Origin of the sequence: Lacibacter sp. H375 (assembly GCF_037892425.1) — a bacterium.
GTDB lineage: Bacteria > Bacteroidota > Bacteroidia > Chitinophagales > Chitinophagaceae > Lacibacter.
In genome coordinates this window covers 4,572,228-4,585,252 of record NZ_JBBKTT010000001.1, presented here as the reverse complement: position 1 = coordinate 4,585,252, position 13,025 = coordinate 4,572,228, and the positions used below count along the sequence as shown (strand labels likewise).

At 40.2% G+C, this 13,025-nt stretch carries 14 protein-coding genes; 9 read left to right on the top strand and 5 right to left on the bottom strand.

The window, feature by feature from the left end; all coding sequences use genetic code 11:
* Window positions 1-6 precede the first annotated feature (6 nt).
* Window positions 7-801, top strand: a complete 795-nt coding sequence (locus WG954_RS19675; protein ID WP_340438655.1) for a LuxR C-terminal-related transcriptional regulator — start codon at window positions 7-9, stop codon at window positions 799-801.
* On the opposite strand, the gene WG954_RS19670 is transcribed toward WG954_RS19675, so the two are convergent.
* On the bottom strand, window positions 767-1,603 hold the full coding sequence (locus tag WG954_RS19670) for an alpha/beta fold hydrolase (protein WP_340438654.1): 837 nt from the start codon (window positions 1,601-1,603) through the stop codon (window positions 767-769). The two genes, WG954_RS19675 and WG954_RS19670, sit on opposite strands and share 35 nt — an antisense overlap.
* Window positions 1,604-1,858: 255 nt before the next feature.
* Between WG954_RS19670 and prfB the strand changes: the two genes are divergently transcribed.
* Window positions 1,859-2,954 (top strand): peptide chain release factor 2 gene (gene prfB / locus WG954_RS19665; protein WP_414672832.1). Its coding sequence is split into 2 segments (ribosomal slippage): window positions 1,859-1,906 and window positions 1,908-2,954, totalling 1,095 coding nucleotides; the frame shifts between segments, so codons are not numbered across the junction.
* A gap of 184 nt (window positions 2,955-3,138) precedes the next feature.
* The gene (gene pruA, locus WG954_RS19660; protein WP_340438651.1) at window positions 3,139-4,770 is read left to right on the top strand and encodes an L-glutamate gamma-semialdehyde dehydrogenase; all 1,632 of its coding nucleotides are present in this window, start codon (window positions 3,139-3,141) and stop codon (window positions 4,768-4,770) included.
* Between the two features lie 38 nt (window positions 4,771-4,808).
* Here the strand turns inward: pruA and WG954_RS19655 are convergent, their stop codons facing one another.
* The gene (locus WG954_RS19655; RefSeq protein WP_340438649.1) at window positions 4,809-5,357 is read right to left on the bottom strand and encodes an outer membrane beta-barrel protein; all 549 of its coding nucleotides are present in this window, start codon (window positions 5,355-5,357) and stop codon (window positions 4,809-4,811) included.
* A gap of 479 nt (window positions 5,358-5,836) precedes the next feature.
* Here WG954_RS19655 and WG954_RS19650 point away from each other — a divergent pair, with 479 nt between their 5' ends.
* Window positions 5,837-6,412, top strand: coding sequence for a porin family protein (locus WG954_RS19650; protein ID WP_340438647.1), 576 nt, complete (start codon window positions 5,837-5,839; stop codon window positions 6,410-6,412).
* Between the two features lie 45 nt (window positions 6,413-6,457).
* On the opposite strand, the gene WG954_RS19645 is transcribed toward WG954_RS19650, so the two are convergent.
* On the bottom strand, window positions 6,458-7,156 hold the full coding sequence (locus WG954_RS19645) for a DUF2459 domain-containing protein (RefSeq protein WP_340438646.1): 699 nt from the start codon (window positions 7,154-7,156) through the stop codon (window positions 6,458-6,460).
* A gap of 56 nt (window positions 7,157-7,212) precedes the next feature.
* On the opposite strand from WG954_RS19645, the gene pyrR reads away from it, so the two are divergent.
* From pyrR to WG954_RS19625, 4 genes are all read left to right on the top strand, one after another.
* Window positions 7,213-7,722, top strand: a complete 510-nt coding sequence (gene pyrR / locus WG954_RS19640) for a bifunctional pyr operon transcriptional regulator/uracil phosphoribosyltransferase PyrR (protein ID WP_340438644.1) — start codon at window positions 7,213-7,215, stop codon at window positions 7,720-7,722.
* Between the two features lie 110 nt (window positions 7,723-7,832).
* Window positions 7,833-8,186 (top strand): four helix bundle protein, encoded by a 354-nt coding sequence (locus WG954_RS19635; protein WP_340438642.1) that lies wholly within the window; start codon window positions 7,833-7,835, stop codon window positions 8,184-8,186.
* Between the two features lie 120 nt (window positions 8,187-8,306).
* A complete protein-coding gene (locus tag WG954_RS19630; protein ID WP_340438640.1) occupies window positions 8,307-9,239 on the top strand; it encodes an aspartate carbamoyltransferase catalytic subunit in 933 nt (310 codons plus the stop codon).
* Between the two features lie 5 nt (window positions 9,240-9,244).
* On the top strand, window positions 9,245-9,577 hold the full coding sequence (locus WG954_RS19625) for a DMT family protein (RefSeq protein WP_255460198.1): 333 nt from the start codon (window positions 9,245-9,247) through the stop codon (window positions 9,575-9,577).
* Between the two features lie 67 nt (window positions 9,578-9,644).
* On the opposite strand, the gene WG954_RS19620 is transcribed toward WG954_RS19625, so the two are convergent.
* Complete coding sequence (locus WG954_RS19620; RefSeq protein ID WP_340438637.1) at window positions 9,645-10,055, bottom strand: hypothetical protein; 411 nt, start codon at window positions 10,053-10,055, stop codon at window positions 9,645-9,647.
* A 140-nt stretch (window positions 10,056-10,195) separates the two neighbouring features.
* Complete coding sequence (locus WG954_RS19615; protein WP_340438635.1) at window positions 10,196-11,191, bottom strand: WD40/YVTN/BNR-like repeat-containing protein; 996 nt, start codon at window positions 11,189-11,191, stop codon at window positions 10,196-10,198.
* Between the two features lie 330 nt (window positions 11,192-11,521).
* On the opposite strand from WG954_RS19615, the gene hutH reads away from it, so the two are divergent.
* Complete coding sequence (gene hutH / locus WG954_RS19610) at window positions 11,522-13,009, top strand: histidine ammonia-lyase (RefSeq protein ID WP_340438632.1); 1,488 nt, start codon at window positions 11,522-11,524, stop codon at window positions 13,007-13,009.
* Window positions 13,010-13,025 lie beyond the last annotated feature (16 nt).

Here is a 13,025-nt window from a genome sequence, read left to right as displayed (position 1 = left end):
TCAAACATGAAAGCACTTATACCTAATTCATTCCAGGAACTCTTTGAGGTAGCCAAAAACTTCGACAGTTTTCCAAAACCTACTTCTGATTTCCTTTTACAAAACATGGGTTTTAAAGCTTCATCTCTGAACGCTCAGGCACCTATTTTTTATGCTGGTGACTATACACAGGGGAAATATTTATATCTCGATCCTTCTTGTGAATTATTGTTCGGTTTCACAAGAGAATACATTGCAGATGCGGGACATTCATTTTACAACTCGTTAATTCATCCAGATGATTACAGCATTTTTAACCGGCTTATATTTCCTGAAACCATCAGGTTTCTGCAAAAACAACCGCATACAGATCGCCTGAATTTTTCGTGTTCCTATAATTACCGGGTAAAAATAAAATCAGGACAATGGCTTACAGTGCTGCAAAGGGGAACTTATTTCTTGCACCCTACGGAAGGAAAGCCGTTAGCATCTGTTGGATTCATTATTGATATTACACATTTTAAAGAAGAAACCAGCATGATTCATACGATTGAACGGATTAATAGGGGGTTTTCTGTTTTATCAAAAGAGCCTGTTTATAAAGCGGTCTATTACCCCCAAAAAGAAAATAATCTATTAAGTAAAAGAGAAATGGAAATATTACAAATGTTGCATAACGGACAAAGCAGTAAAGAAATTGCAGCGGAACTTCATATCAGCGTAAATACGGTCATTAATCATCGGAAAAATATGCTTCAAAAAACATTTACAAATAACGTTACCAGCCTCATTCATTTTGGGTTGAAGAATGGGTTGCTTTAAACTGTTCGGAAGCATATTCTGATAGTATTTGATTAAATGACTCCGGCATGTCTGTTTGTATAAAGTGACCGGCGCCTTCAATTTTAACAACAGTTTTACGCCAAAAAGGTAAAGCAGCATTATCAAGGTAATTGATATCTACCAATTTGTCTTTGGTGCCAAACAAAAACAGTAACTGAGTTTTTTGCGAGGCTAAGGATAAAAATTCATCTGTGTAGTTTCCGTTAACAGCACTTTCAATTATTGATTGTCGAACACCTGTTTGGGTTCTGAAAAAGTCAGTCAAATATTGCTCTTTATCAATTTGCTCTGATGTTGCGAGATGTTTATCAAAAAAAAGCCTGGCAGTTTCAGAACTTACTTGTTCCTGCAGGTATATATTAGCAGGAATATCAAGAAGTATCTTTAAAGGGTCAAAATTACCACCCACAATGCAGGCTCCAGAAAAGACCATACCAACTGGTTGTAATCTGTAGGTTAGCACTTCGGCTATCAGATTTGCTCCATAAGAAAATCCAATCAAGATATACGGTTTTGTTGCTGTCAATTCGCCGATTGCTTTTGCCAGTATTTTTGCTAAATCAATTGGATTGTAATCTGCATATACATCGGAATCACCATGACCGGGTAAGTCAATAGCGATCATATGATGATTGTTAAACAAAGGGCTTTGAAGCTGTTTATCCCATATATAAGAGGATGATGAATTGCCATGAATAAAGAAAAGAACGCTTGATTTGCTTTCATTTTTTTCAAGGTAGCAAAGTTTGGTTCCATTAATAGTCAGTGTTTTTTTAAGCATAGCATTAATTTTTTATTTCTTCATTGATAGCGCAAAATCGAACTCAGTTGATTTAAAGAAAATACATTGTTTTTTTTACCCGGGCAAGTTTCTATTTATATATTTTTCATTTTATACTTACAGTTGGAAAGTAGTAATCCTTCAAGGAAGTTGTAATGTTGAATAAGCGAAATGGCTAAAGGGATTGCAATTGCTTTGGTTTCGGTTATTGTTAATGCGGTCGTTAATAGTAATCTCCTTACATTTGCACCCGTTATGACATTAGAAAAATTAAACGATATAAGGGAACGCATACTTGTCCTGAGGAGGTTTCTTTGACGTCGAGAACCGACTATATAAAATCGCAGAAGACAAGCAACTCTCTCTAAGTCCCGGTTTCTGGGACGATAATAAGCGGGCAACCGAAATTTTAAAGGAGACAAAGAACAACGAGTATTGGGTAAAACTCTATGAGGATACCAATTCTGCCGTTGAAGACTTTGCTGTGCTGTTTGAATTCTGGAAAGCAGGTGATGCTACAGAAGAAGAAACAAAGGAAGCATACGATAAAGCAGTGAATGCAATTGAAGATGCTGAATTTAAGAGTACGCTCAATCAGCCTGAAGACGAGTTACCAGCAGTTTTACAGATCAACTCAGGTGCCGGTGGAACGGAAAGCCAGGATTGGGCCGAAATGCTTGCACGTATGTATCGCATGTATGGTGAGAAGCAAGGCTGGAAAGTAACCGAAATGGATTGGCAGGATGGTGATGGTGCCGGTATTAAGACCTGTACCTACCAGTTTGATGGTCCTTTTGCATATGGTTTTCTGAAAGCTGAAAGCGGTGTGCATCGTTTGGTGCGTATTTCACCTTTTGATAGTAATGCAAGACGACATACTTCTTTTGTAAGCGTGTATGTTTACCCGTTAGTGGATGATACAATTACCATTGAGATCAATCCGGCTGATGTAAAAATGGAAACATCACGAAGTGGTGGTGCCGGTGGACAAAACGTAAACAAAGTAGAAACGAAAGTACAGTTAACGCATATCCCAACAGGTATTGTGGTGGTTTGTCAGCAGGATAGAAGCCAGCTTGGTAACCGTGAACTGGCCATGCAGATGTTGAAGAGCCGGTTGTATGAAATGGAATTGCAAAAACGGAATGAGTTGAAGGATGCCACCAATGCAAAGAAGAAAAAGATCGAGTGGGGCAGCCAGATACGCAGCTATGTATTCCATCCTTACAAGATGATCAAAGATCACCGTACTGATTATGAAGTAGGCAATGTTGGCCCTGTGATGGATGGAGAACTCGATGGCTTTATCAAAGCTTACCTGATGAGTGAGAAAGAAGCAGAAGCGAAGTAACAACGGATAAGTTTATTATAATGCCCCGCCCAAAAAGCGGGGCTTTTTTTGCGCAAACGGGAGCACAAAACATATGAGCGATAGTTTGTACCTTGCAGGCCATTAAAAGAAGACCTGTTCTTACGTTTAACAGTAAGTAATCATACTCTTCTATCGTAAAAAGCAATAAGGAAAAAACTACATTATGAATCTCGGTTATTTCAACTATCCTTTACCGGTGAATGAACCGGTATTAAACTACGCTCCCGGTTCAGCAGAAAAGAAACGGTTAAAAGAAGTATTAGCTGAATTAAAAAGTACAGAGATCGATGTGCCTATGTACATCGGTAACAAAGAAGTACGTACCAATAAAAAACATGCCATGCGTCCGCCGCATGAACACAAGCATGTGCTCGGTTATTTTCATGAAGGTGAAGAGAAGCATGTGCTGCAGGCAATTGATGCTGCATTAGCAGCGAAAGAAAGCTGGGCCAACATGAGTTGGGAAAGCCGTGCAAATATTTTCCTCCGTGCTGCTGATCTTATCGCCACAAAGTATCGTCCCTACATGAATGGCACAACCATGCTGGGACAAAGTAAGAATGTGTACCAGGCAGAGATCGACAGTGCATGTGAGATTATCGACTTCCTCCGTTTCAATGTTCATTTCTTAAGTGATATTTATCGTCAGCAACCCATCAGTGGTGCAGGTATGCATAACCGTATGGAATATCGTCCGCTTGAAGGTTTCGTGTTGGCAGTAACACCGTTCAACTTTACGGCTATTGCAGGTAACCTGCCAACAAGTGCTGCCATGTGTGGTAACGTTGTTGTGTGGAAACCTGCTAACACAGAAGTGTACAGTGCGCAAATGATCATGCGTGTGTTGAAAGAAGCAGGATTGCCTGATGGTGTGATCAATTTAATTTATGTTGATGGCCCAACAGTTGGTAAAGTATGTTTCAATCACAAAGATTTTGCAGGTGTACATTTCACGGGTTCAACAGGTGTGTTCAACAACATGTGGGAAACCATTGGAAAGAACATGGGTATGTACCGCAGCTATCCACGTATTGTTGGTGAAACTGGTGGAAAGGATTTTGTATTGGCACATAAGAGTGCAGATCCGGATGTGGTAGTAACAGCATTGTTGCGTGGTGCATTTGAATACCAGGGACAAAAATGTTCAGCCGCATCAAGAGCTTATATTCCTAGCAACATTGCTGAAGAAGTGAAGAAGAAACTGATTGCCGGGGTGAAGAGTTTCAAAATGGGAACAGTAGAGAACTTCTCCAACTTTATTAATGCGGTGATCGATGAAAAGAGTTTTGATAATATCAAACGCTACATCGACAATGCAAAGAAAGATGAGAAGGCAGAAATATGGGTAGGGGGTAAATGCGATAAAAAAGAAGGTTACTTTGTACAACCAACAGTGATCGAAGCAAAAAATCCGAAATACGTGACCATGTGCGAAGAGATCTTCGGACCGGTGCTAACGGTGTACGTATACCCTGCAAACAGTTTTGAAAAAGCATTAGAACTTGTTGATACAACTTCACCTTATGCATTAACAGGAGCGGTGATTTCACAGGATCGTGATGCAGTTGAATTGGCTACAGCAAAACTTCGTAATTGTGCAGGTAATTTTTATATCAACGATAAACCTACAGGTGCAGTGGTTGGTCAGCAGCCATTTGGTGGCGCAAGAGCAAGTGGCACCAATGATAAGGCAGGAAGTATTTTAAATCTGTATCGTTGGTTGAGTGCAAGAACAATTAAAGAAACATTTAACCCGCCAACAGATTATCGTTATCCGTTTTTGGGTGAAGAATAAAAACAAAGAGGCCGGATTTAATCCGGCCTCTTTGTTTTTTATTGTTTTTTACCTGTGTTTAAATGAATCTGGAAACCAATGTTTATTTTGAATGTATTATACCGGTCAGGGTCGTCTTCAAATTTCATAGAAGAATACCCGAGCGTAAATTCAAGTGCAGTGTGAGGGTTTAGAAAAATGGCGGGGCCGGCCATGAATGAATATCCATTCACATTGCTTTTGTTGTCGCCACTTCCTTCTGATCCAAAGCCATATGCGGCATCAGCAAATACATTTACTTTTTGTTCTTTTGACGCCGGGATAAAATAATACCTCACAAATGGTGCGAAACTGGTTATCACATAGGCATCATCTTCGCCATCTTCTTTGTAAGAATCGATTTGAATTCTAAGGCCTCCAGCAAAGTTGTTGACAAAAAAGTAACCGATGTTGGGTGCAAAGCTGAATGATGTACTTTTTGATTCTCCCCATTTGTCAGAAGAAAATGAAGTTGAACCACCCAGAAGCAGGTTTCCTTTCGTGATTTGTGAATTGGTGATGTTGGCAAAGAGAAGCAGCATACATGCTGCGAGAACTGATTTTTTCATTGTTTTAAATTTTGGGTTAAAAATTATAAGGCACAGAAAAAATCAATCTGCAATCGATAAAGTAAGAACTATTGGTAATTAAAAATAATAACTGTTTATAAGAAATCAAAGCATTTACATGCAAGGTTATGAGATTAGTATTTTTTACTTATGTAAAACTGAGTAACAAAATCTGGCGAATAAAGGATGTATTAAACCGCCAATTCAAATGCTTTTACTGTGGTAATTCCAGCCAAATCAACATTCATTTTTTTTAGCCTAATTCATTTGATAATAATTACTTAAGGCTAAATCTTTTTGTTGGGGAGTTGTTTTGGCACGGTTTTTTAAAGTGATGGGTTGTCTCCGTGCACGGGATTGTTTAATTAAAATCATTTACAATGATATGAGTTGAAAAAATGTTCATTCTTATAAAAATCATGAATGAAATATTTTTCGGCGAATAACATCTGGCAATAACACTTTAAAAAAATAATCAGATGAAACTATTATTCATTTCAGGAGCATTATTATTAGCAGGCTTTGCACAGGCACAGCATAAGAGCGATGTGCATTTCGGATTGAAAGGAGGGTTAAACATTACAAATCTTGCAAGTTCTCCTGATGTTAATTACGAAACGAAAGTTGGATTTAATGCAGGCGGTCTTGCACATATTCACTTGAGTAAATCATGGGCATTGCAACCAGAGATCATGTACTCAGCACAAGGCGCTCAAACAAGCAATGATGCAAAAGTGAGACTTAACTATGTAAATGTGCCTTTGCAACTACAGTACATGTTTGATAAAGGCTTCAGAATTCAAACAGGACCACAGTTGGGTCTGTTGGCAACAGCAAGTGTTAAACAAGGCGATTCAAAAACAGATGTAAAAGAATCGTTCAAAACTGCAGAATTCGGCTGGACAATTGGTGCAAGTTATGTTGGTGAATCGGGCCTTGGTATTGATGGTCGTTATAACCATGGTATCACCCGCATCAATGAAAACGACGGAACAAACTTATATAACAGAGGGTTCCAGGTGGGTTTATTTTATGTCTTCAGACATAAGTATTAATCGACCCATGAAGAACGAAGAGCTGTATGCACTTGTGCATGCAGCTTATTTTTTTAATTGATAGAACAAGCTCCAACCCATTGGAGCAAAAGTGGCAGTACGTATACCGCATGCATTCAGTGCATTGCTCGTCCATTGATTACAGGTGGCAAAAAGATGATAGTTGAATGTTGATCGATAAAAATAATCGTAACCATAAAATCCCCGGTAAGATTGTATAACTGGTTTCCTGTTTTCAATTCTAAATCCAGATTGGATATAGCTGATCAGTTGCAAATACTGTTCAACAGACAAAAAGCGCTTCACCGTAACCGGTAGTTTCAGCGGCCATACCGTATCACGCCATTGTATATGCATCACACTGCTGTTGCCGGGCTTCGCAATAATTTCAGCAATGGTAGAGAAGCGGTGTGATCTGTCTTGCGCAACTTCCGTCATCCAGTCCTCATCAGCCCATGCAAAGCTGATAAGCCTGCGATCTGAATGTTTATTGCGCATCGTATCATCATCAAACCAATCCATCCAGTTAATGATATGCAGGGAATCTTCAACAGGTAAATACAATTCAGTATGAAATCCATCGCCATGAATAAGGAGGGGAATACCATTGCTGTGTTTGATCTCATCTTTATTTCTCGGCCAGAAACATCCGATCAGCACAAAGCAGCCATACAGCACCAGCAGATCAGCAAGTAGCTGTACTGTAAACAGGAGAAGCCGGGCAAAGCGTTTCAGCAATTGCATCAAAACCAATTTAAGTATTTTACCACGAAGTGTTTATTTTTATCAAAATTTCAGCAGTGAAGACCATCTTATCAAACGAACAGTTACAACTCACCATACAGCGTCTCAGTCACCAGTTAATTGAGAACCATCATCCGTTTAACGATGCAGTATTTGTTGGTCTGCAGCCAAGAGGCATTTACCTTGCCGATCGCATCGTGCAGATCATTCAAAGCATTTATCCCGATGAGAAATTACAATACGGCAAATTAGATATTACTTTTTATCGTGATGATGTGCACAAAGAACTGCATATAGCTAATCAAACCACCATCAACTTCAATATTGAAAATAAAAATGTGATCCTCATCGATGATGTGCTCTACACCGGCCGTACCATCCGTGCAGCCATGGATGCCCTGGTCGATTTTGGCCGCCCTGCAAAAGTGGAGCTGCTGGTATTGGTCGATCGCAGGTTCAACCGCCAGTTACCCATACAGCCCGATTATACAGGAAAGGCCATCGATTCTATTCTGAGCCAGAAAGTAACAGTGGATTGGGAGAAGCCGGAAGTTGTGTTACTGTGAAAAAAAACCAAAAAACAAATTCCAGAATCCAAAGAAAGACAGGTTTCAAATTGAAAATTCAGGTCCGTATTTCAGAGTAATGATTTTTTAACCATAAGAAACACCTGCTTATGTCTGCTGAACTGGAAGAAAGAACCTTTCGTTTTGCAAATGATGTAAGAGTCTTTTGCAGAAAGCTCACTTGGGATGTTATCAATCTGGAAGACATCAAACAGGTCATTCGATCCAGCGGATCAGTCGGAGCCAATTATATTGAAGCCAATGAAAATCTTGGTCAGGCAGATTTACGGATGCGGATAAAAATCTCAAGAAAAGAGGCGAAAGAGTCAATCCGGTGGCTAAGGTTATTACATATCGAAAGCAAAAAGACAGAGTTGGAACCGGAACGGACAAGGTTAATTGATGAGGCAGATCAACTCCGTAAAATATTTTCAGCCATACTCATAAAACTAGGCGATAAATAACATGTTTCATTTAATCCGGGTATTTAAACTGCCTTGGAATTTGGCCATTGGATTTTTGGAATTTGTGTTTTGGTATTTGGATTTTGGGGTTTCCTCTTGGAACCTTAGCTTTGCTTTTTAATGCAACTATCCACTCGTCATCTGCTCGGCATTAAAGATCTCACGGCACAGGATATTCAATTGATCCTTGATACGGCCGCCCAATTCAAAGAAGTTTTACAAAGACCCATTAAAAAAGTTCCATCGTTGCGTGATGTAACCATTGTGAACCTTTTTTATGAGAACTCCACCCGTACACGTATTTCGTTTGAACTTGCGGAAAAAAGACTTAGTGCCGATACCATCAACTTCACCGCATCAGGTTCCTCAGCTGCAAAAGGCGAAACCCTGCTCGATACGGTGAACAATATCCTGAGCATGAAAGTTGACCTGGTGGTAATGCGACATAGTGCAAGTGGTGCTCCTCACTTCTTAGCCAAGCATATTCCGGCAGCAATTGTAAATGCAGGCGATGGAATTAATGAACATCCAACACAGGCATTGCTCGATGCATTTTCAATCAGAGAAAAATTAGGGACACTTGAAGGAAAGAAGATCGCTATCCTTGGTGATATCATGCACAGTCGTGTGGCGCTCAGTAATATTTATTTATTGAAGAAGATGGGTGCTGAAGTTACAGTGGCTGGTCCGCCCACACTTATTCCAAAATATTTACAGCAATCGTTTGGTGTAAATGTATCGTACAACATTGAAGAAACATTGAAGTGGTGCGATGTGGCGAATGTATTGCGTATTCAACTCGAACGACAAAATCAACCACTGTTTTCTTCTTTAAGGGAATACAATCTTGCATATGGGATCAACCGTAAACTACTCGATTCATTAAATAAAGAAATTGTGATCATGCATCCGGGTCCTATCAATCGTGGTGTGGAATTGGACAGTGATGTAGCCGATAGTAAACAATCCATCATTCTTCAACAGGTAGAGAATGGAGTAGCGGTGCGCATGGCTGCCTTGTATTTATTAGCCGGCAAACGTTCAGAAAATTAACTGCAATGATCCGTGCAATCCTGTTATTGCTCTTCTCAAATATTTTCATGACCATTGCGTGGTACGGACATCTGCGTCATCAAAACGTACCGTTGTGGAAAGTAGTACTCATCAGCTGGGGCATTGCTTTTTTTGAATATTGTTTGATGGTGCCTGCCAACCGCATCGGTTACCAAAGCGGAGTGAATGCATTTGAGTTGAAAATGATACAGGAAGTAATTACACTGGTTGTGTTTGGCGTGTTTGCAGTTGTGTATTTAAAGGAACCCTTTCACTGGAAATATATTGTAAGTTTTCTTTTTCTCTTGGGTGCAGTTTATTTCATGTTTAAAAAATAAACAGGTTGCACAAACAACATTCCTGGTTTAAAAACATTGGAAGCAGCTATAATAAACAGGCAAATTATCAGGCCTTTAATTCTTCAAATCCTTCGTCATAATCTTCCACCAGGTCGTCATCAGAATCATTTTTGCTGAACTGGTTTACATCTTTCAATGTAAAAGCATCCATACCCGTTGTTTGGCACCATAGTCCATGTTCCAGTCGCAGCACCTGCACCGGTAATCCGAAACGTCGTTGAAAATCGAATTCAAGATCAGCTACTTTTTCCGTTGGTTGAATATCGATGATGCCGTCAATATGAATTTCCTTGATCTCTTTCAACATCTTTTCATCAGGCAACACATCACGCTCGTCTGATGATTCATACAAGAGATGTGGTTTTGAATAAAACTCCAGTTTCAGGTAGGGATAGTGATCAGAAAAAACGTTTTTTATTTCTTTGAGTGTAATGTTATCGTGCAATTGAATATGCATAGGTTGTAATTTGAAAGTGAAGGTAGAAGCCCTTTTTTCAAAACCCAATGTCAGCCATCAAAAGAAGCGATGATTGTTGTCAGATAATTTTGCTGATGTTACCTGTCATCCCTCGTGCCTCGGGATGACAGCAATACTCATCACCAAACCAACTTCGCCACTCTTCCTTTTCCACCGGCTAAATAAACAGCCTTTCCTTTCTTTGCTTTACGCACCACATGAAAACCTTCAGCAGAAATGTTGCGCCAGTTCATGCCACCATCTTCACTTACATCAACGCCGGTGATACCGCATGTGATCAATTTTGATTTCGATAAATACTCCACACAACTTCTGTAACCAAATGGTGGGGTAGTGGGTGTTAAAAAAGTTTTACCACCATTTTTACTGAGCACACAATTCTTTTCGCTTGATGTTGCATGATTAAAATCGCCACCAACAATGGCAAATGTTTTTTTATCCCATACTGCTAATGAATTAGCACCGGTTGTTTCTTTTCCCTGTATGATCGGCAATACAATTTTATCGTTACGAATAAAGATGCGTGAATAAGTACCACCTGTAATAAACAATAATTCCTGTTTGCCAACCGTACGCACATTAGTGCCACTACTTGCAAACATTGCTTCGCCCTTCTCAGCAGCAGGGGAAAGACTTTCCGGCATTGGCCGCCACGTAGTACCACCATCAACTGTTACGGCCATAAATATTTTTCCATTGATAGGGTCGCCTAATACCACACCACTCTTTTCATTAAAGAATTCCATCGCATCTAAAAACATACCCGGACGGTTATCTTTAAAAACGATCTTCCAGTTGATGCCGCCATCAATTGTTTTCAAGATCACAGCTGGCGTATCAATACCCATGATGATCGCAGTATTGGCATCAAATGCTTCGATATCCCTGAAATCAGTTTTTGCAAAGCCATCAACTTTCGTCCATTTGAATGTTGCACCACCATCAATCGAACGACCAACCATCCCATTTGCTCCACTCGCCCAAACAATATTATCATTCACCACACTCAACCCACGAATGGAATTTGTTTTACCACTGTCAAGTAATTGAATAGTTTGAGCAGATAACTGAAAACCAAACGCTGCAAAGAGTAAGCAAAGTGAAAGCTGTTTCATATTTTTCAAATGTAAGTATTAACCATTTTTCAAAAGCGAGTAAAGTTTTGCATAAATCATGCCTATAAAAACAGAGTGATAAACATAGGATGTTGATTTAACTACAACTGTAATTCATAACAGTAGTACCCAAGCTTAATCAAGGCGTTCGACGGAACATGGGGGTAATATGTTCCGTCTTGACTTTTTGGTTCTTTTGTGTCAAGACAAAAGAACAGAAAGAGTTGCGGTACAACCGCCGTCGGGGCTTCCAGCCGCCAACGGGGTTTCAGCTAACAGCAGTTCGCATTCTCTCCATAATTTCCTACATTCGTCCCGATTGCAAAAACTATGACCGAATACAACTATCTCCCCCTCGACGAACAGCAACTCACCTTCGATGAAGTGAAGAATTACCTGCAGTTCAAGCAATTTGTCTCCATCACCTTTCGTGCACACCATAAGATCGAAACATGCCGGCAATACCTCGATAAAAAAGTAGCTGAAAGCGATACGCCGTTCTACGGCATCAACACCGGTTTTGGTTTTCTGCAAAACGTGATCATTGCCGATGATCAGTTAGAGCAACTGCAGAATAATCTGTTGATGAGCCATGCATGTGGTATGGGCGAAGAAGTGCCGGAGGAAATTGTAAAGCTCATGCTCGCCTTAAAAATAAAATCGCTTAGCTATGGATACAGCGCCGTGCAGGTTGATACAGTGAAGCGGTTAATGGACATGCACAACAACAATGTGCTGCCAGTCATTTATCAGCAAGGATCATTGGGCGCTAGTGGCGACCTGGCACCACTCAGTCATTTGAGTTTGCCATTAATTGGTATGGGAGAAGTGAACTATGAAGGAACAAGACACAAGGCACAGGAAGTACTCAACAAACTCAACTGGCAACCGATCGCTTTAAAAAGCAAAGAAGGGTTGGCGCTCATCAACGGTACACAATTCATGAGTGCCTATGGCATGTACTGTTTAGTGCAAGCCGAACGATTAATGCAATGGGCCGATCTCATTGCTGCTATTTCGTTTGATGCATTTGATTGTATCGATCAACCCTTTCACGAAAAAATTCAAACCATCCGTCCACACAGCGGACAAATACACACGGCTCAACAATTAAGAAACATTTTGAGCGGAAGTGAAATTGGTCAGCAGAAAAAACAACAGGTACAGGATCCTTATAGTTTCCGTTGTATACCACAAGTGCATGGAGCAACCAAAGATGCCATTGCACATGTAAAGAATGTATTCTTAACAGAGATCAATTCAGTTACTGATAATCCCAATGTATTTCCAGAAGAAGATCTCATTGTAAGCGGTGGTAACTTTCACGGTCAGCCGTTGGCGTTAGCATTGGATTATTATGCAATCGCTATGAGTGAACTTGCTAACATTAGCGAACGAAGAACCTATCAACTCATCAGTGGACAACGTAACCTGCCAATGTTCCTTGTAAAAGAAGCCGGACTCAACAGTGGCTTTATGATTCCGCAATACACAGCCGCTGGCATTGTAAGTGAAAACAAACAACTCTGCACACCGGCAAGTGTTGACAGCATTTCATCGAGCAACAACCAGGAAGATCATGTAAGCATGGGTGCCAATGCAGCCACCAAAGCCTATCGTGTAATGAAGAATGTAGAAAAAGTATTGGCGATAGAACTGCTCAGTGCAGCACAAGCATTGGATTTCCGCAGACCATTAAAGAGTTCAGCAAAAGTGGAAGAGGTGATGAGTGCGTTCAGAAAGCAAGTAAGCTTTGTTGATAAAGACCGTGTGTTGCATGAGGATATGATGAAAGCAGTGGAGTTCATTAGCCGGTAGTTGATAGAAGGTAGAA

Coding starts and splice junctions, on each gene's coding strand:
- WG954_RS19675 (WP_340438655.1), top strand. CDS start 7: ATGAAAGCACTTATACCTAATTCATTCCAGGAACTCTTTGAGGTAGCC.
- WG954_RS19670 (WP_340438654.1), bottom strand. CDS start 1,603: ATGCTTAAAAAAACACTGACTATTAATGGAACCAAACTTTGCTACCTT.
- pruA (WP_340438651.1), top strand. CDS start 3,139: ATGAATCTCGGTTATTTCAACTATCCTTTACCGGTGAATGAACCGGTA.
- WG954_RS19655 (WP_340438649.1), bottom strand. CDS start 5,357: ATGAAAAAATCAGTTCTCGCAGCATGTATGCTGCTTCTCTTTGCCAAC.
- WG954_RS19650 (WP_340438647.1), top strand. CDS start 5,837: ATGAAACTATTATTCATTTCAGGAGCATTATTATTAGCAGGCTTTGCA.
- WG954_RS19645 (WP_340438646.1), bottom strand. CDS start 7,156: ATGCAATTGCTGAAACGCTTTGCCCGGCTTCTCCTGTTTACAGTACAG.
- WG954_RS19635 (WP_340438642.1), top strand. CDS start 7,833: ATGTCTGCTGAACTGGAAGAAAGAACCTTTCGTTTTGCAAATGATGTA.
- WG954_RS19630 (WP_340438640.1), top strand. CDS start 8,307: ATGCAACTATCCACTCGTCATCTGCTCGGCATTAAAGATCTCACGGCA.
- WG954_RS19625 (WP_255460198.1), top strand. CDS start 9,245: ATGATCCGTGCAATCCTGTTATTGCTCTTCTCAAATATTTTCATGACC.
- WG954_RS19620 (WP_340438637.1), bottom strand. CDS start 10,055: ATGCATATTCAATTGCACGATAACATTACACTCAAAGAAATAAAAAAC.
- WG954_RS19615 (WP_340438635.1), bottom strand. CDS start 11,191: ATGAAACAGCTTTCACTTTGCTTACTCTTTGCAGCGTTTGGTTTTCAG.
- hutH (WP_340438632.1), top strand. CDS start 11,522: ATGACCGAATACAACTATCTCCCCCTCGACGAACAGCAACTCACCTTC.